This window comes from Pseudomonas sp. NPDC089530 (assembly GCF_050280705.1).
Classification (GTDB): Bacteria; Pseudomonadota; Gammaproteobacteria; order Pseudomonadales; family Pseudomonadaceae; genus Aquipseudomonas.
Window position 1 is genome coordinate 15,000 of sequence record NZ_JBNNVU010000027.1, and the last position, 19,344, is coordinate 34,343.

Below are 19,344 nucleotides of genomic sequence, written 5' to 3' on the forward strand. Positions count from 1 at the left end.
CTGACGAGCTGGAATGCAAGGGCTCATCAGCAGTGCATGAGTCAAATGAGCTTTTCCGACTTCGAATACGTCTTCGGCGTAAGCCAGCCCGGCGTGGACGCTTTCTGGCTGAAATGGGGTAGGTGCCGTCCTGTGGAGCGGTTTACTGGCGCTGATCGAACCGTACCGTTTCAAGGTAGGCGATGGTCATAAGTCTTGGCCTCTAGACACCATGCTGTGCAGTCATCTGCTGCAAGGGCAGTACGCAATGATTGGTGTTCTCGCAACTTGTTGGACCAGGCCAGAGTGGAACAACAGTTACCCTCTGGTTGCCTATGGACTAAGGGGGGTAGTAAGCCAAACATACTGAGCTAGCAGTGCTGCAACCAGACCGATTCCTCCTTGAATACGTACCCACCGAACAGCTGCTCTGCTACTGAGCGACTCACTTGTAATACTAAACATGGATTTCATATACCACATCCACATGCGGCTTTGTTTTACATAGTCGAGCACCCGTTCTGGTACAACTGCCATTGCAGTTGATATGAATATGCACCACAGAATTATCAGTAATAATATTGCCCTGAACATATTTCTCTCTTGGTGTGGGCTCGCTGGAGTAGTAAAGCGCCTGGGTTTTCTTGAAGCTCCGCCCGTGATTGTTCAGGATGCAGTGATCCGGTTTTACTTATGGTCTGAATCGTCGATCTTCCTGTAGCTACGGAACAAGATAACGACGAATCCAACTCCGCTGATTAAGAAAAAGCCCCATATAGCCAGCTTTGTTGAGGGTGTTAACTGTTCGGCGGATGCAAACTTCATTGAGGCTATCAACGCTAATGTAGCCCATAAGCACATGGCCAGCGATAGCGATCAAGGTCGCCGTGCGCAATGGCGAGCTGGATGACATGGGTGCTCGACAAGGGGAGTAGGGCATGGGGCATGCCCCTGTGTCGATCGGCCGATGCGAGCGTGGCCTTGACCTCCTGTAACGGCCGCCCCAGGGGCCTTTCCAAGGCCGGCCAACCCTGCGATCAGAACAAATCGAGATATCGAGGCCCGGCGTTTACAGCCCCTGTCTCTATTGCCCGGGGTTTGCCCCCGGGCGCATAGGGCCAATTGCGGCACGTGGTGGTCCGGCATGATCTAAGCTCCAGAAAGACCGGCTCTCAGGGCAGGAATCGCGATGCGAACCACACCGGAAAACAGTCTGAAAGATGCGTTGAAAGCCTGTCGGGACAGCTTCATGTCTGTCGGCTTCTTCAGCTTCTTTATCAACGCGCTGATGCTCGTTCCCACCTTCTACATGCTGCAGGTGTATGGGCGGGTGATCACCAGCGGAAGCCTGACGACCCTGGCGATGCTGACGCTGATCATGACCGCGCTGGTGATCACCATGGGCTCCCTGGAGTGGGTGCGGTCGCGCATCATGGTCCGGGTCAGTACCCGGCTGGATGTGTTGCTCAGCCGCCAGGTCTACAAGGCCAGCTTCAAGCGCGCCCTGGACAGTGGCGGCATGGATGCGTCGGCGCAGCCGCTCAACGACCTGACGGGGCTGCGGCAGTTTCTCTCCGGCAACGGTCTGTTCGCCTTTTTCGACGCGCCCTGGTTGCCGATCTATGTCGCCGTGATGTTCCTCTTCCATCCCTGGTTCGGCTGGGTCGCGACGGGTAGTGCGCTGTTGCTGCTGATCCTGGCCGTGGTCAACGAGAAGCTCACGGCGTCGACCCTGGCCCAGGCCAACAAGGAGCATATCGGCTCCACGCTCTACACCACCAAGAACCTGCGCAACGCCGAAGTCATCGAGTCCATGGGCATGCTGGAAACCCTGATGGACCGCTGGGGGCGTCGGCAGGGCAACGTGTTGCTGCTGCAGTCCCTGGCGAGCGACCGGGGGGCGATCGTCAGTACGATTTCCCGGTCTTTCCGGCTGCTGGTGCAATCGCTGGTGCTGGGCCTGGGCGCCTACCTGGCGGTGGACCACCAGGTGGGGGCGGGCATGGTGTTCGCCGGGGCGGTGCTGCTCGGGCGGGCGCTGGCCCCGATCGACCTGATGATCAGCAGTTGGAAGGGTTTCATCACCGCCCGCTCGCAGTACAAACGGCTGAACGACATCCTCGAAAAGCTGCAGGGCCAACCCGAGCGCCTGCCGTTGCCCGCGCCCAATGGGCAGGTGCAGGTGGAGAACCTGATTGTCGCGGCCCCGGGCTCGAAAACCCCGATCCTCAAGAACATCAGCTTCAACGTCCCCGCCGGTTGCGTGGTGGGCATCATCGGCCCCAGCGCCTCGGGCAAGTCGACCCTGGCTCGGGCGCTGATGGGGGTCTGGCCCGCGCAGCATGGGGGGGTCCGGCTCGATGGCGCGGACATCAGCACCTGGGACAAGCATGAGCTTGGCCCGCATATCGGCTACCTGCCCCAGGACATCGAACTGTTCGAAGGCAGCGTCGCCGAGAACATTGCCCGTTTCGCCGAGATCGATCCGGTGAAAGTCATCCAGGCGGCCAAGACCGCCGGCGTTCACGAAATGATCCTGCTGCTGCCCGATGGCTACGACACGGTCATCGGCAGCGAAGGGGTGATGCTCTCGGGCGGGCAGCGCCAGCGCATCGGCCTGGCCCGCGCCCTGTACGGGCACCCGCGGCTGATCATTCTCGACGAGCCCAATTCCAATCTCGACGAGGTCGGCGATCGCGCCCTGGCGGCCGCCATCCAGCAGATCAAGCACACCGGCGCGACCCTGTTCGTGATTACCCATCGCACCAACATCGTGTCGCAACTGGATCGGCTGATGGTGATGATCGCCGGGGAGATCAGCCTCTATGGGCCGCGCGAGCATGTACTGGCCGAGCTCAGCGCGCAGCAACAGCAGGGCCAGAAACACGCCATGCCAGCCCCCGCGGGCGCCAGTGTGGCTCCGGTCGATACCCGTAAGGACCATGGCGATGAATCCTACGATGCCCAGCCGACAAATTGAGAGCTTCGCCCACCTCCCGGTGTCCGACCGCAAAGTCCGCCGCCTGGGCCTGAGTATCATCGGGGTGACCTTCGGCCTGTTCGGCACCTGGGCGGCCATCGCGCCCCTGGACGGTGCCGCCTACGCCCCCGGGGTGGTCACCGTGCAGGCGTACCGCAAGACGGTCCAGCACCTTGAGGGCGGGATCGTCAAGGAGGTACTGGTCCATGACGGGGATATCGTCAAGCAGGACGATCCGTTGATCGTCCTCGACGATGCCCAGCTGCGTTTCGAATACGAGATGGCCCACGGTCAGCTGGTGGCGGCCAAGGCCACGGAAGCGCGGCTGATCTCCGAGCGCGATGCGCTGCCGGCGATCGACTTCGGGCGGGTGGCCGATCTCAGCAGCCCGCGCGGGGAGGAAGCGCGCCAGAGCGAGACCCAGGTGTTCAACGCCCGGCGCGGCTCGCGCCTGGGCCAGGTCTCGGTGCTGCAGGAGCGCATCGGCCAGTTGCAGCAACAGATCAGGGGCCTGGAGTCGATGGTCGGCACCAAGGTCCAGCTGGAGAGTTCCTACAGCAATGAAATCGGCGAGTTGAGCGAGCTGCTCAAGCAAGGCTTCGTCGACAAGCAACGCATGCTCGAGCAGGAACGCAAGCTGGGAATGCTCAGGACCGAGGTGTCGGATCACCGTTCGACCATTAACCGCACCCGCCTGCAGATCAACGAAACCCAGCTGCAGATCCTGCAGATCGACAAGGATTTCAACGCCGATGTGGCCAAGCAACTGGCGGAAGTGCAAACCAAGATCTATGACTTGCAGGAGAAAACCTCGGCCCTTGAGGACCGGCTCAGCCGTATCGTCATCCGCGCCCCCGAGGCGGGCATGGTGATCGGCATGACCGTGCACACCGTGGGCGGTGTGGTGCGCGCGGCGACGCCGCTTCTGGACATCGTGCCATCGGTGTCCGAGCTGGTCATCGAGGCCCAGGTGGCGCCGGTGGATATCGACCGGGTCGGCATCGGCAAGCGGGCCGATATCCGTTTCGGTGCGTTCAAGAGCTCGACCACTCCGGTGATCGAGGGCGAGGTCAGCAGTGTCTCGGCCGACCGGCTGGTCAATGAAAAGACCGGGAATGGTTATTACCTGGCGCGGGTCCGGGTGACCGAGAAAGGGGTGCGTACCTTGGGGGAACGCAGGCTGTTGCCGGGGATGCCGGCAGACGTATTGATCATCACCGGGCAACGGACGCTGTTGCAGTACCTGTTGCAGCCGGCCCGGGATGTCATGTCTCAATCGATGATCGAGGAGTGACCATGGAAGTGTCGTCAATGCTGTTGGGTGGGGTATTGATGCTTACAACAGGGGCCGCACTAGCACAAACCCCTGCCGCAACACCGAAAGAGGTCCGGGCCTCGACCTATTCCACGGACCTGATGCAACTGTATCGCGAGGCCCGCTTGGAGGACCCCAAGGTCCTGGCCTCCTTTGCACAGGCGCAAGCGGGCAAGGAGTATCAGCGCGAGGCCATGGGGGCGCTGTTGCCACAACTGTCGTTCAACGCCGGGGCGAACCGGATCCACCAGGAAAACGACCTGATCGATGCGCGCAGCTTCGATAGCGAAAGCTACAGCCTGGTGCTGCGCCAGTACCTCTACAACAAGGCCGCCTGGGAGAACTACCAGAAGTTCAAGAGCCTGGCCAAGCAGTCCGAATCCGAAGCGCTGGACGCCCAGTCCGAGGCCGCGGTGGAGCTGGCGCGGCGTTACTTCACCGCCTTGGCGGCCGAGGACGAACTGGAGTTGGTGAGGGCCGAGCGGCGCACCACGCAAAAGAGCCTGGACCGGGTCAATGCCCTGTACGACAAGCAGATGGCCATGGTGACCGACCAGCTCGATCTCAAGGCCCGGGTGGACTTGCTCGCGGCGCAGGAGATGGATGCCCGCAACCAGGCCAGCATCAGCCGCGAGTCCCTGGCGGAGATCGTCGGCCGGCCGGTCAAGGAGAAGCTCAACCGGATCAGCAACAATGCGCAACTGCGGGTGACGGCGCAGAGCCTCGAGTCCTGGGTGCGCGAGGGCATGGAGCTGAACCCGACGCTCAAGGCCAGCGAGAGCGGCGTCGAGGCCGCGAACGCGGCGTTGCGTGGTGGCAAGGGCGGGCACTATCCGACCGTGAGCCTGAACCTGAGCGCGCAACAGACCAACGAAGGCTACAACAACACCCTGGCGCCGCGCACCGACAGTTATGTGGCCGGTATCGGCGTCCAGGTGCCGCTGTACAGCGGCGGCTCGACCTCGGCGCGGGTCCGCGGGCTCTACCAGGATCAACAGGTCGCCGAGCAGCAGCTGGAGTCGATCCGGCGCCGGGTGGTCAAGGAAATCACCAGCGCCTACCTGACCGCCAATTCCAACGGCGAAAAGATCGACGCCAATCGCCTGGCCCTGGAGTCGGCCCAGCTGTCCAGGGTGGCGGCGGAGAAGGGCCTGAGCTACGGCATGGTCAATGCCGTCGATGTACTGACCAGCGTGCGCAACGAATTCCGCGTGCGGCGTGACCTGCTCAAGACCCAATACGAGTTCCTCAGCAACGTCTTCAGCCTCAATCGCTGGGCGGGAAAACCGCCGGGGGAAAGCGTCGCCAGCGTCAACGGCTGGCTGAGTCCCGGTAGCGCCGGCCAGGCCGTGGACGTCGACGCCGAGGAATAGACCGCGCTTGAGCGTTATCCGCCTTTTCACCCCAGACTGTCCGTCGCCCCACAGAGTCATTCTGCTGGGGCGATGGCGTTTGCAAGGCCTGTGCGCAGGCGAGCATCGCCAAGGGGGCCTGGGACCTCAGCGCAGGCCGCTCGCCTGCCTGGCGGGCCTTGAGGGGGGCCGGGCAGGCCTGGGACGGCAAGGCGGATCTCGCCGGTAAATTGACATACTCGCCATTCTTGTACTGAGTTGTACGCCATTCGTCCGTTAATTGACGAGCCGGGGTTGGGGCGGTGTGGCCCGCGGATCGCCTGCGGTACACCTAAGATCTTGATTTTCAGGGGGCAGGGCGGTCCTCGGGGGCCTCGGCGGGGCCAACTCCCCGGGCTTGGGACGATGACTGGCCGATGGGCGGGCGGGCAGCACACAGGGCTGGCCTAGACTCAATGCAGGGGTTCGCGGGAGCCCGAAAAACACCTGTAAGCTATTGATACGTATTCCTATTCATATCGTTTCAAGAGTCTTGCCCGGCGTTGGAAACCTGCGTAACGCCTGGTGGTGCCACCCGGTTGCCAACACCTGGACGGGCACCTTCAACGGTAGTCGGCGTTTGCATTCGTCCTCCGGGCGCGGTGGATGGGTGAGCTAGCGGCTGATCAAAAAAGGCCAGCGGAGGGAGGCCATCATTCGTTTTTCAGGGGAGGCAGGAAGGTATGCCAGACCACAAAAAAACGATACGCGTCATGCTGATCGATTGTCGCCCTCTTGTGCTCATGGGCCTTCACGACGTGATCAATGCCAGGAAACCCCGGATGGAGGTGAGCGGCCATGCCACCACCTATACCCATGCGTTGGACCTGGCCGATCAATTGCGTCCCGATGTGGTTTTTTTCAGTTTCTTTCCGGATGCGCTGAGCCCGCTGGAGGTCGTTGCCGGGCTTGCCCGCAACAGCGAAATGAAGGTGCTGGTGCTCAAGGGCCTGTACGAAGCCATCCCGGTGGCCGAGGTGATGGAGGCGGGCGCGCGGGGCATCGTGCTGGCGGAGGATCCGACGGAGTCGATCATCCGGGCCATTATCCAGGTCCATCATCACGACACCGGCCTGGACCGGGCCTGGTCCGGTGAGTTGTCCGACTATGCCGCGACCCGGCATGTGTCCCTGCGATGCAACAAGGAGCGAGCGAAACAGGCGCGGCTGACGCTGCGCGAAAGGGAACTGATCTACGCCATCGTCGGCGACCCGTCCGCCAAGTACATGAGCATCGCCGAGCGGCTGGGCATCAGCGAGCACACCGTGCACAACCACCTCAGCAACATCTATCAGAAGCTGGATCTGATCAACCGTATCGACTTGCTGATGTATGCGCTCAAACATGGGCTCACCAGTGGTGAGGAACCGCCCAAGTCCACTCGGGCGGGACCGGATTGAGTTTCCCTTCAGGACATGGCCCGACAGCCTCGTGAGGCGCCTGGGCCGTCGTTGTCCTGGTCGATTCCTGCCGCGTGAATCGCCGTCTGCCGTCCTGTCCTGCCAGCCTTGTGGGGTTTTGGCATTCGGCGCGCCGCGCACCTCGGAACCGCAAAAAATGCGAAGGTGGTTTCCAGGCCACCTTCGCATCCGTTTCCCCGCTGCGTTTCAGACGCTGCCATGCACGATGTCGGTGTTGAGCGGATGGGCCCCGACCAGGGTAATGGTGGTCAGCTGTCCGCCGGTCTCGGCGATCGTCACCACGCCGTCGGCGCCCGCGTTGTTGATCGACTGCACCGTGGCCCCCGGATCACCGATCAGCACCAGCGTATCCCGGGCACCGGCGGCCGTATCGAAGCCGGTGACCTGATACTTGTTATCGGCGCCCGACAGGTCGATGTTGAAGGCATCCCGGGCACCGGTAGTACCCACCAGGCGGAAGTCGAACAGCGCATCGTTCGGGTCGTTGGCGAACAGGTTGGCGTTGAACGCGCTGGCCGCCGTGTCCCCGTCCTTGTCGGTGACCGTCGCGTTGAACGACAGCTTGATATCGCTGGCCAGGCTCTCGGTCTCGTGAGCGAACTGGATTACCGGGATCTTGATCGTGCCCTTGCCCATCGTCAGTTGGACGGCGTCTATCAGGTGGGTGCCATCCCAATTGAGGGTGAAGGATTTCTGGCCTCCGGCTTCCGCATGCAGGTCAGCGGCCTGCACCTTGATCGGTGCGCCCGAGGTCGTGCCGTTGTCGTAGTAGATGGTGTAGTACAACTCTTCCGTGGCCGGGTCGTAGCCCTGCACCGAGTTGTCGATAAACACTTTCATACTCGTCAACAGGGTCTCGGGGTTGACCACGAAGCTCTCGTCACCGGCATTGATGCCAGCGGTGTTGTTGCCCTCCAGGTTGTTGTTGGCGATGCCGATGCCCGAGGTACTGACGTTCAAGGCCGCGGTACCGATGTACGACGGCAGCGGGTTGGTCTGCAGTTGCGCCTCGGTAGGGTCGGGCGCCCCGATGCCGACACCGGTCAGGATGCTGTTCGGACCGGTTTGCGGAGCCAGCGGATCCGCGCCGAAGAACACCACATGCTCGGTGCCAATGGTCAGGGTGCGCACCGGATCAGGCCCACCGGCGTCCAGCGAACCGTCGGCGGTGCTGAGGACGACGGTGGAGTGGAAGCTTTCCAGCAGATCCAGGGCGTAGGTGCCATTGGCATAGGCGCTCAGGGTGTAGTGGACGGTGGTGTTCGCCGTGGCAGGGTTGTTGTCGAAGTCACCGGTCAAGGTGCCGGCGAACTGGTAGGCGCCACTGCCATCCGGCGAAGGCGACTGTTCGACCAGAGTGCCGGTACCGGTGGTGGTCGTGTTGTCCGGCCTTACCAGGGTGAACTGGCCGTTCACCAGGGAGATGTCCAGGCCGTTGGCATTCAGCCCGTCGGCGCCCGTGCCCAGGTCCCAGTAGCCTTGCTGCGCGTGGTCGGTACCGGTACCGATCAGGTTGCCGAAGGCCAGGGTCGGGGTGTCGTCATTGACGGTGATCACCAGCTTGTTGGCGGCCGCCGTCACGATGTCGCCGTCCTTGTCGGTGGCTTGCAGCAAGGTGCCCAGGTTGAGGGTGAGGTCGTTTTCGTTGTTACCCGCGGCATGGTCCAGGGGTTGCAGCAGGGTAAAGGCGTAGGCACCCGCAGCGCTGAGGCTGAAGGTGAACACATTGACCGCCCCCGCCTTGGCCGTCAGGGTATCGCCGGCCACGCTGTACACCAGGGCCGTGCCGCCGGAGCTCAGCGCCGCCAGGCCGCTGGTATCGCTGGACAGGGAGTAGCTCAGCGGTACATCGGCGCCGGACTGGAAGATCCCCGTCACGCTGCCACTGGCGACTGTGGCTTCACCGGGCACATCGCCGATACCACCGGGAATGCCATGGGCCAGGCCGTCTTCGTCGACGATACCGGTCACAGGGGTTCCGGTGGCGGTTGGCGTGTCGTCATTGACGGTGATCACCAGCTTCTCGGCGGCAGCCGTGACGGTGTCGCCATCGTTATCGGTGGCTTTGAGCAGCGTGCCGAGGTTGAGGGTGATGTTGTTTTCGTCGTTACCGGCGGGGTGATCCAGCGGTTGCAGCAGGGTAAAGCTGTAGGCACCCGCGGCGCTGAGGCTGAAGGTGAACACATTGACCGCGCCGGCCTTGGCGGTGAGGGTATCGCCGGCCACGCTGTACACCAGGGCCACACCGCCGGAACTCAGGGCGGGCAGGCCGCTGGTGTCGCTGGACAGCGAGTAGGTCAGCGGTACGTCGGCGCCGGACTGGAAGATGCCCGTCACGCTGCCACTGGCCACGGTAGCTTCGCCGGGCACGTCGCCGATACCGCCGGGGATGCCGTTGGCCAGGCCGTCTTCGTCGACCGTACCGGTCACAGGGGTGCCGGTGGCGGTCGGCGTGTCGTCATTGACGGTGATCACCAGTTTCTCGGCAGCGGCCGTCACGGTGTCGCCATCGTTATCGGTGGCTTTGAGCAGGGAGCCGAGGTTGAGGGTGATGTTGTTTTCGTCGTTACCGGCGGGGTGATCCAGCGGTTTGAGCAGGGTGAAGCTGTAGGCGCCGGCAGCGCTGAGGCTGAAGGTGAAGACATCCACCGCGCCGGCCTTGGCCGTCAGTGTGTCGCCCACCACGCTGTACACCAGGGCCACGCCGCCGGAGCTCAGGGCGGGCAGGCTGCTGGTATCGCTCGAGAGCGAGTAGGTCAGGGGCACGTCGGCGCCGGAGTGGAAGATGCCGGTCACGCTGCCGCTGGCCACCGTGGCTTCGCCGGGCACATCGCCGATACCGCCGGGAATGCCGTTGGCCAGGCCGTCTTCATCGACCGTGCCGGTCACGGCGGTGCCGGTGGCGTCTGGCGTGTCGTCATTGACAGTGATCACCAGCTTCTCGGCCGCCGCCGTGACCGAGTCGCCATCCTTGTCGGTGGCCTTCAGCAGGGAGCCCAGGTTGATGTTGATGTTGTTTTCGTCGTTACCGGCGGGATGGTCCAGCGGTTGCAGCAGGGTAAAGGTGTAGGCACCCGCTGCGCTCAGGGTGAAGGTGAAGACATTGACCGCGCCGGCCTTGGCGGTGAGGGTATCGCCGACCACGCTGTAGACCAGGGCCACGCCGCCCGAACTCAGCGCAGGCAAGCCGCTGGTATCGGTCGCCAGGGAATAGCTCAGCGGCACGTCGGCGCCAGGCTGGAAGATGCCGGTGACGCTGCCGCTAGCGACCGTGGCTTCGCCGGGCACGTCACCGACACCGCCGGGAATGCCATTGGCCAGGCCGTCTTCGTCGACCGTACCGGTCACGGCGGTGCCGGCCGCTCCCGGCCCATCGTCCTCGAAGATCATCTTCGAGCCGATCTCGGTGGTCTCGGTCGAGGCCTGTTTCAGGGTGAAACCACCGACATCGAAGTCGGCGTGGTTATTGCCCGAGGCGTTGAGGGCCGCACCGTTCTCCACCAGGACGCGGTTGTGATCCGCGGAGGTGCTGTATTCGATCCTGTAGCCGGCCTTGACCCCGGTGATGGTGGCCACTCCGCCGGCAAAGGTGATGGCAATGCTCGGGTCATTCACCGAGCCGTCGGAGTTCTCGATCACTTGCCCGGTGCTGATGTTGACCACCCGGACATTGGTGATGGTCACCGGCGTATCGTTGCTGTAGCCGTTGACGAAGTTCACCCCGGATTCGACTGCGGTGCTGAAGGCACTGACTTTCACCACGGCACTCTTGCCGCTCTGCAGTTGCACCACATCGAAGGTGGCCGACTTGGCATTAAACATGTTGGTGAAGTCGATATTGGCTTCCACATCGGCTTCGTTCTGGTCCAGGTTGGGAATGGTCACGTTCTGCCGGGCACCGGTGACGAAGGTGAACCGGATGCCTTCCTGTTCCACGATCATCTGGTTGTTGGTGCCGAAGGTGGTCGAGCCGCCGCCCTGGCTGGTGTTGATGGTGTCACCGGTGTTGATGTTGACGCCCGAGGACTGGTCGGCGGGGTCCTTGCCGGTGGCGATGATCGTCGGATCGCTGATCCGTATCACCCCGGCGTCGTTGTACACCGTCGGGTTGGCCTTGGTGAACATCAGGAACAGGTTCTGCCCGGAAGGCGCGTTGGCCAGGCTGAAACTCAGGTCCTGGCTGGCGCCGATGAACACCTTGTTCAGCAGGTTGACGGCATCGTCCGGGTTAGTGGCGTCCGGATGCTTGAGCGGTTGGTATTCCACGGTCCAGATCTTGCCGCCCGACACCGGCGAGCCGGTTTCTTCGATATAGCCGGCGAACACGATCGCCCCGGCAGGGCCGCCGGCCCGACCCACAACGATGTTGTTATTGGTCGTATCGGTATAGAGCAGGATGCTGGTGCCATCGAGGGTCAGCAGGCCGCTGTCCAGGCCATTGAGCGGCGCGCCCAGGCTGTCGGTGAAGCTGATATCGGTAATGCTGCCGCCGGGGGGCGGGCTGAGGGTAAAGGCATTGCTGCCCGTATCGCCCGCGGCGCCGGTGTAGCCGCTCAAGGCAGCACCCGTGGCGGTACCGGCCCCGAGGGCGGTCAAGCGGGTAGTGAAGTCTGAGGGCAGGGCGGCCACCAGGATGTCATTGTCGTTGGCATCTTCTGCCGGGCTGGGCGTGGCCGTGGCGTTCTGCAGCCCGGCGGTTTCGTCCAGGGAAACGCTCGCGCCGGTGGCGACGATCAGCGAGGCGCTGTTGGTCTGGATACTGGCGGTGGACAGGGTGTCGTAGCTGGAGAGAACGGGGTACAGAGCGGCGCTGCTGCTATCGGTCAGGTCGTTCGTGGGGAGTATGGGTTTTTTCGGCGTAGTCATGACGGTCTCCTGAACAGTTCCAGTCGTCGAGGCCGGACCGTGGCCTTCTGCTGGCACCTGTCACAACTATGGTGATGCGGCGCGGGTCGCGCATTGGCCGATACTCCCAGGCGGGATGGGAGTTTTAGCCTATCCAGGGGTAAAAAGGCGCGAGTCGGCGCGGATCTTCCATCGACTCCGTACGCGGGTTGCCCATATCGGCGCTAAAAAAAGCGAGGGTGGTTCCCAGGCCACCCTCGCATCGGTTTACCGCGCTACGTTTCAGACGCTGGCGTGCACGATGTCGGTATTGAGCGGATGAGCGCCGACCAGGGTAATGGTGGTCAGCTGTCCGCCGGTCTCGGCGATCGTCACCACGCCGTCGGCGCCGGCATTGTTGATCGACTGCACGGTGGCACCCGGATCACCGACCAGCACCAGGGTATCCCGGGCACCGGCGGCCGTATCGAAGCCGGTGACCTGGTACTTGTTGTCGGCGCCCGACAGGTCGATGTTGAAGGCATCCCGCGCCCCCGTGGTGCCCACCAGGCGGAAGTCGAACAGCGCATCGGTCGGGTCGTTGGCGATCAGGTTGGCGTTGAACGCGCTGGCCGCCGTATCCCCGTCCTTGTCGGTGACCGTTGCGTTGAAGGACAGCTTGATATCGCTGGCCAGGTTCTCGGTCTCATGAATGAACTGGATCACCGGGATCTTGACCTCACCCTTGCCCATCGTCAGCTGGACCGCATCGATCAGGTGGGTGCCATCCCACTGCACGGTGAAGGACTTCTGGTTGCCTGCCTCCGCGTGCAGGTCGCCGGCCAGTACCTTGATCGGGGCGCCCGAGGTGGTGCCGTTATCGTAGTAGATGGTGTAGTACAGCTCTTCCGTGGCCGGGTTGTAGCCCTGCACCGAGTTGTCGATAAAGATCTTCATGCCCGTCAACAGGGTCTCGGGGTTGATCACGAAGCTCTCGTCACCGGCATTGATGCCGGCCGTGGTGTTGCCCTCCAGCAGGTTGTTGGCGATACCGATCCCCGAGGTACTGACGTTCATCGCCGAGTTGCCGATGTACGACGGCAGAGGGTTGGTCTGCAGTTGTGCCTCGGTAGGGTCGGGGGCTCCGACCCCGACCCCGGTCAGGATGCTGTTCGAACCGGTTTGTGGCGCCAACGGATTGGCGGCGAAGAACACCACATGCTCGGTGCCGATGGTCAGGGTGCGTACCGGGTCCGGGCCGCCGGCATCCAGCGAGCCGTCGGCACTGCTGACCACCACGGTCGACTGGAAGCTTTCCAGCAGGTCCAGGGCATAGGTGCCGTTGGCGTAGGCCGTCAGGGTGTAGTGCACGGTGGTATTGGCCGTGGCCGCGTTGTTGTCGAAGTCACCGGTCAGGGTGCCGGCGAACTGGTAGGCGCCGCTGCCGTCCGGCGAAGGCGATTGCTCGACCAGGGTACCGGTGCCGGTGGTGGTCGTGTTGTCCGGCCTGACCAGGGTGAACTGGCCGTTCACCAGGGAGATATCCAGGCCGTTGGCATTCAGCCCGTCGGCGCCCGTGCCCAGATCCCAGTAGCCTTGCTGCGCGTGGTCGGTACCGGTACCGATCAGGTTGCCGAAGGCCAGGGTCGGGGTGTCGTCGTCAACGGTGATCACCAGCTTGTTGGCCGCGGCCGTTACCGTGTCGCCGTCCTTGTCGGTGGCCTGCAGCAGTGTGCCCAGGTTGAGGGTGAGGTCGTTTTCATCGTTACCGGCGGCATGATCCAGCGGTTGCAGCAGGGTAAAGGCGTAGGCCCCCGCGGCGCTGAGGCTGAAGGTGAACACACTGACCGCACCGGCCTTGGCCGTCAGGGTATCGCCCGCCACGCTGTACACCAGGGCCGTGCCGCCGGAGCTCAGCGCCGCCAGGCCGCTGGTATCGGTGGACAGGGAGTAGCTCAGCGGTACGTCGGCGCCGGACTGGAAGATCCCCGTCACGCTGCCACTGGCCACCGTGGCTTCGCCCGGTACGTCGCCCACGCCACCGGGAATGCCATGGGCCAGGCCGTCCTCGTCGACCGTGCCGGCCACAGGCGTGCCGGTGGCGGTCGGCGTGTCGTCATCGACGGTGATCACCAGCTTGTTGGCAGCGGCCGTTACCGTGTCGCCGTCCTTGTCGGTGGCCTTGAGCAGCGTGCCGAGGTTGAGGGTGATGTCGTTCTCGTCGTTACCGGCGGGATGATCCAGCGGCTTGAGCAGGGTAAAGGTGTAGGCACCCGCGGCGCTGAGGCTGAAGGTGAACACATCCACTGCACCCGCCTTGGCGGTGAGAGTGTCACCGGCCACGCTGTACACCAGGGCCACGCCGCCAGAGCTGAGCGCTGGCAAGCCGCTGGTATCGCTGGACAGCGAGTAGGTCAGCGGTACATCGGCGCCGGACTGGAAGATACCGGTGACGCTGCCACTGTTGACCGTGGCTTCGCCGGCCACGTCGCCCACACCGCCGGGAATACCATTGGCCAGGCCGTCTTCATCGACCGTACCGGTCACGGGGGTACCAGTGGCGGTTGGCGTGTCGTCATCCACGGTAATGACCAGTTTTTCCGCCGCGGCCGTTACCGTGTCACCGTCGTTGTCGGTGGCTTTGAGCAGGGAGCCCAGGTTGAGGGTGATGTCGTTCTCGTCGTTACCGGCGGGATGATCCAGCGGTTGCAGCAGGGTGAAGCTGTAGGCACCGGCAGCGCTGAGGCTGAAGGTGAAGACATCCACCGCGCCGGCCTTGGCCGTCAACGTATCGCCCGCCACGCTGTAGACCAGGGCCACGCCGCCCGAACTCAGGGCCGGCAAACCACTGGTGTCGCTGGACAGCGAGTAGGTCAGCGGAACGTCGGCGCCGGAGTGGAAGATGCCGGTCACGCTGCCACTGTTGACCGTGGCTTGGCCGGGCACGTCGCCGATACCACCGGCAATGCCGTTGGCCAGGCCGTCTTCGTCGACGGTACCGGTCACGGCGGTGCCGGTGGCGTCTGGCGTGTCGTCATCGACGGTGATCACCAGCTTCTCGGCAGTAGCCGTTACCGTATCGCCGTCCTTGTCGGTGGCCTTGAGCAAGGTGCCCAGGTTGAGGGTGATGTCGTTTTCATCGTTGCCGGCGGGGTGGTCCAGGGGTTGCAGCAGGGTGAAGGTGTAAGCACCGGCAGCGCTCAGGCTGAAGGTGAATACATTCACCGCGCCGGCCTTGGCCGTCAACGTATCGCCGGCCACGCTGTACACCAGGGCCACGCCACCGGAACTCAGCGCTGGCAAGCCGCTGGTGTCGCTGGACAGCGAGTAGGTCAGGGGCACGTCGGCGCCGGAGTGGAAGATGCCGGTGACGCTGCCGGTGTTGACCGTGGCCTGGCCGGGCACGTCGCCGATACCACCGGCAATGCCGTTGGGCAGGCCGTCTTCATCGACGGTGCCGGTCACGGCGGTGCCCGTGGCGTCTGGCGTGTCGTCATCGACGGTGATCACCAGTTTCTCGGCGGCGGCCGTCACTGTATCGCCGTCCTTGTCGGTGGCTTTGAGCAGCGATCCCAGGTTGAGGGTGATGTCGTTCTCGTCGTTACCGGCGGGATGATCCAGCGGCTGGAGCAGGGTAAAGGTATAGGCACCCGCGGCACTGAGGCTGAAGGTGAATACATTGACCGCGCCGGCCTTGGCCGTCAGGGTGTCGCCCGCCACGCTGTACACCAGGGCGACGCCGCCCGAGCTCAGGGCGGGCAGGCCGCTGGTGTCACTGGACAGCGAGTAGGTCAGGGGCACGTCGGCGCCGGACTGGAAGATGCCGGTGACGCTGCCACTGTTGACCGTGGCTTGGCCGGGCACGTCGCCGATACCACCGGGAATACCATTGGCCAGGCCGTCCTCGTCGACGGTACCGGTCACGGCGGTGCCGGTGGCGGTTGGCGTGTCGTCATTGACGGTGATCACCAGTTTTTCCGCCGCGGCCGTGACGGTGTCGCCATCGTGGTCGGTGGCTTTGAGCAGCGTGCCGAGGTTGAGGGTGATGTTGTTTTCGTCATTGCCGGCGGGATGATCCAGCGGTTGCAGCAGGGTGAAGGTATAGGCACCGGCAGCGCTGAGGCTGAAGGTGAACACATCCACCGCACCCGCCTTGGCGGTGAGAGTGTCACCGGCCACGCTGTACACCAGAGCCACGCCGCCAGAGCTGAGCGCAGGCAAGCCGCTGGTATCACTGGACAGCGAGTAGGTCAGCGGCACATCGGCGCCGGACTGGAAGATACCGGTGACGCTGCCACTGTTGACCGTGGCTTCGCCGGCCACGTCGCCCACACCGCCGGGAATACCATTGGCCAGGCCGTCTTCATCGACGGTGCCGGTCACAGCCGTGCCGGTGGCGGTCGGCGTGTCGTCATTGACGGTGATCACCAGTTTCTCGGCGGCCGCCGTCACGGTATCGCCATCGTTATCGGTGGCTTTGAGCAGGGAGCCGAGGTTGAGGGTGATGTTGTTTTCGTTGTTACCGGCGGGGTGATCCAGCGGTTGCAGCAGGGTAAAGGTGTAGGCACCTGCGGCGCTGAGGCTGAAGGTGAACACATCCACCGCGCCGGCCTTGGCCGTCAGCGTGTTGCCCACCACGCTGTACACCAGGGCGACGCCGCCGGAACTCAAGGCGGGCAGGCTGCTGGTATCGCTCAAGAGCGAGTAGGTCAGCGGTACGTCGGCACCGGAGTGGAAGATGCCGGTGACGCTGCCGCTGGCCACGGTGGCTTCGCCGGCCACGTCGCCGACGCCGCCGGCAATGCCATTGGCCAGGCCGTCTTCATCGACCGTACCGGTCACAGGGGTTCCGGTGGCGTCTGGTGTGTCGTCATCGACGGTGATCACCAGTTTTTCGGCGGCCGCGGTGACCGAGTCGCCATCCTTGTCGGTGGCCTTCAGCAGGGAGCCCAGGTTGAGGGTGATGTCGTTTTCGTCGTTACCGGCAGGATGATCCAGCGGTTTGAGCAGGGTGAAGGTATAGGCGCCCGCAGCCGTGAGGCTGAAGGTGAACACATCCACCGCCCCGGCCTTGGCGGTCAGGGTATTGCCCACGACGCTATAGACCAATGCCACGCCACCGGAGCTCAGGGCGGGCAGGCCGCTGGTATCGCTGGCGAGGGAGTAGGTCAGCGGTGTATCGGCACCGGGCTGGAAGATACCGGTGACACTGCCGCTGGCCACCGTGGCCTCGCCCGCCACGTCGCCGACCCCGCCGGGAATGCCATTGGCCAGGCCGTCTTCGTCGACCGTGCCGGTCACGGCGGTGCCGGCCGCTCCCGGCCCATCGTCCTCGAAGATCATCTGCGAGCCGACTTCAGCGGTGGTGGTAGTGGCCTGACGCAGGGTGAAGCCGCCGATATCGAAGTCGGCGTGGGTATTGCCCGAGGCGTTGAGGGCCGCGCCGTTTTCGATCAGGACGCGGTTGTGATCCGTCGTGGTGGTGTATTCGATCTTGTAGCCGGCCTTGATCCCGGTGACGGTGGCAACCCCGCCGGCAAAGGTGATGGTAATGCCCGGATCGTTCGCCGAGCCGTCCGAGTTTTCGATCACCAGTCCGGTGGCGTTGTTGATCACTCGGACATTGGTGATGGCCACCGGCGTATCGCCCACATAGCCGTTGACGAAGTTCACGCCAGGTTCAGACGCGGTGCTGAAGGCACTGATTTTCACTACCGCGCTCTTGCCGCTTTGCAACTGCACGACATCGAAATTGGCCGACTTCGCATTGAACATGGCGGTGAAGTCGATATTGGCTTCCACATCGGCTTCGTTCTGGTCCTCGTTGGGAATGGTCACATCCTGCCGGGCGCCGGTGACAAAGCTAAAGCGAATGCCTTCCTGTTCCGTGATCATCTGGTTGTTGGTGCCGAAGGTGGTCGGGCCGCCCGCCTGGCTGGTGTTGATGGTATCGCCGGTATTGATGTTGACGCCGCTCGACTGGTCGGCGGGGTTCTTGCCGGTGGCGATGATGGCCGGATCACTGATCCGCATCACCCCGGCGTCGTTGAACACCGTCGGGTTGGCCTTGGTGAACATCAGGAACAGGTTCTGCCCGGAAGGCGCGTTGGCCAGGCTGAAGGTCAGGTCCTGGCTGGCGCCGACGAACACCTTGTTCAGCAGGTTGACGGCATCGTCCGGGTTAGTGGCGTCCGGATGCTTGAGCGGCTGGTACTCCACGGTCCAGATCTTGCCGCCCGACAGCGGTGAACCGGTTTCTTCGATGTAGCCGGCGAGCACGATCGCTCCGGCAAGGCCGCCGGCCCGGCCCAGGACGACGTTGTTATTGGTCGCATCCGTGTAGAGCAGGATGCTGGTGCCGTCGAGGGTCTTCAGGCCGCTGTCCAGGCCGTTGAGCGGTGCGCCCAGGCTGTCGGTGAAGCTGACATCGGTAATGTTGGCGCCGGGTGCCGCGGTGATGGTGAAGGCATTGCTGCCCGTATTGCCCGCGGCGCCGGTGTAGCCGCTCAAGGCGGCGCTTGTGGGGGTACCCGCCCCGAGAGCGGTCAAGCGGGCGGTGAAGGCCGAGGGCAGGGCGCTCACCAGGATGTCATTGTCGTTGGCATCTTCCGCCGGGCTGGGCGTGGCCGTGGCGTTCTGCAGCCCGGCGGTTTCGTCCAGGGACACGTTGACGCCGGTGGCGACGACGATTGGCGCGCTGTCGGTGAACGAGGCGGTCGCCATGGCACCCGCCGAGGTCGCGCTGAGCAGGAAGGTGGCGCCCGCCGAGTCGTCGGGGTTCACGTACCAGGAGGTGGTGACGCTGCCGTTGACCAGGCCGTCGAGATCACCGGGGCCGCCGTCGGTCACCGACCAGGGATCGTGCCCTGCGCCGGAGTCGGTGGCCAGTACGTCATCGGGCGTACCCCACACCTGGTCCGCGCCGGGGCCCGTGGCATGCTCCACGGCGAACGTCACTGTGCTGCCGTCGGCGAAGCCGCTGGCCGTGATGGTCGCAGTGCTGCCGGGGGCGTAGTCACTGTGGTCGGTGGTGACGCTCGGGGTGTCGTTGCTCGTGGGGGCTGCAGTTTTTTTGCGGCTGCTCATGACATTCTCCTGGTGGGTTCCAGTGGTTTTTTTGGGGGCCGAACGTGGCCCTTTGCTGGCAGATGTCAGAACTATGGTCAGGTATCGAAGATCCCGCATTGGCCGATACTCCCAGGCTCAATGGGAGTTTCGGACTAGGCGGGAGGGGAGCGCGGGAGAGCGGCGCCGTCTGTTCCGCAGGTGCGGGCGGGGTGCTTCGGGGCGCCGAAAAAAGCCACTCGACGAGTGGCTTTGGCTTGACCGGGATCTCTGCTCGGCAGCGTATCGGCTCAGGGTTCTGGCGGTGGGGCAAAGGCGCCTGGGTAACAGCCCTGGGGCTTCTTGAGCATGTCGCTCAGGCCCGTGGGG

General features: G+C 63.7%; 6 protein-coding genes and 1 pseudogene. 5 read left to right on the forward strand and 2 right to left on the reverse strand.

Annotated elements, in window-relative coordinates:
* Window positions 1–36: 36 nt before the first annotated feature.
* From ACQKQA_RS13025 to ACQKQA_RS13045, 5 genes and pseudogenes are all read left to right on the forward strand, one after another.
* Window positions 37–250 (forward strand): annotated as a pseudogene (locus ACQKQA_RS13025) (IS5/IS1182 family transposase); the annotation flags it as partial.
* A gap of 918 nt (window positions 251–1,168) precedes the next feature.
* Window positions 1,169–2,959: a type I secretion system permease/ATPase gene (locus ACQKQA_RS13030; RefSeq protein WP_427557712.1), complete on the forward strand. Its 1,791-nt coding sequence runs from the start codon at window positions 1,169–1,171 to the stop codon at window positions 2,957–2,959.
* Window positions 2,940–4,253: an HlyD family type I secretion periplasmic adaptor subunit gene (locus ACQKQA_RS13035; RefSeq protein ID WP_427557790.1), complete on the forward strand. Its 1,314-nt coding sequence runs from the start codon at window positions 2,940–2,942 to the stop codon at window positions 4,251–4,253. The genes ACQKQA_RS13030 and ACQKQA_RS13035 overlap by 20 nt, the downstream gene beginning before the upstream one ends.
* A 2-nt stretch (window positions 4,254–4,255) precedes the next feature.
* Window positions 4,256–5,647, forward strand: coding sequence for a TolC family outer membrane protein (locus tag ACQKQA_RS13040; RefSeq protein WP_427557715.1), 1,392 nt, complete (start codon window positions 4,256–4,258; stop codon window positions 5,645–5,647).
* A 701-nt stretch (window positions 5,648–6,348) separates the two neighbouring features.
* The gene (locus ACQKQA_RS13045) at window positions 6,349–7,065 is read left to right on the forward strand and encodes a response regulator transcription factor (RefSeq protein WP_427557718.1); all 717 of its coding nucleotides are present in this window, start codon (window positions 6,349–6,351) and stop codon (window positions 7,063–7,065) included.
* Window positions 7,066–7,272: 207 nt separating this feature from the next.
* On the opposite strand, the gene ACQKQA_RS13050 is transcribed toward ACQKQA_RS13045, so the two are convergent.
* Together ACQKQA_RS13050 and ACQKQA_RS13055 are read right to left on the reverse strand one after the other, a co-directional pair.
* Entirely contained in the window at window positions 7,273–11,952 is a 4,680-nt protein-coding gene (locus tag ACQKQA_RS13050) for a DUF5801 repeats-in-toxin domain-containing protein (protein WP_427557721.1), read from the reverse strand.
* A 261-nt stretch (window positions 11,953–12,213) separates the two neighbouring features.
* Window positions 12,214–18,633 (reverse strand): DUF5801 repeats-in-toxin domain-containing protein, encoded by a 6,420-nt coding sequence (locus ACQKQA_RS13055; RefSeq protein WP_427557793.1) that lies wholly within the window; start codon window positions 18,631–18,633, stop codon window positions 12,214–12,216.
* Between the last annotated feature and the right edge of the window lie 711 nt (window positions 18,634–19,344).

Excerpts from the sequence above, each read along its gene's own strand:
- ACQKQA_RS13055 (WP_427557793.1), bottom strand. The coding sequence starts at position 18,633 with ATGGCGACCGCCTCGTTCACCGACAGCGCGCCAATCGTCGTCGCCACC.
- ACQKQA_RS13035 (WP_427557790.1), top strand. The coding sequence starts at position 2,940 with ATGCCCAGCCGACAAATTGAGAGCTTCGCCCACCTCCCGGTGTCCGAC.
- ACQKQA_RS13030 (WP_427557712.1), top strand. The coding sequence starts at position 1,169 with ATGCGAACCACACCGGAAAACAGTCTGAAAGATGCGTTGAAAGCCTGT.
- ACQKQA_RS13040 (WP_427557715.1), top strand. The coding sequence starts at position 4,256 with ATGGAAGTGTCGTCAATGCTGTTGGGTGGGGTATTGATGCTTACAACA.
- ACQKQA_RS13045 (WP_427557718.1), top strand. The coding sequence starts at position 6,349 with ATGCCAGACCACAAAAAAACGATACGCGTCATGCTGATCGATTGTCGC.
- ACQKQA_RS13050 (WP_427557721.1), bottom strand. The coding sequence starts at position 11,952 with ATGACTACGCCGAAAAAACCCATACTCCCCACGAACGACCTGACCGAT.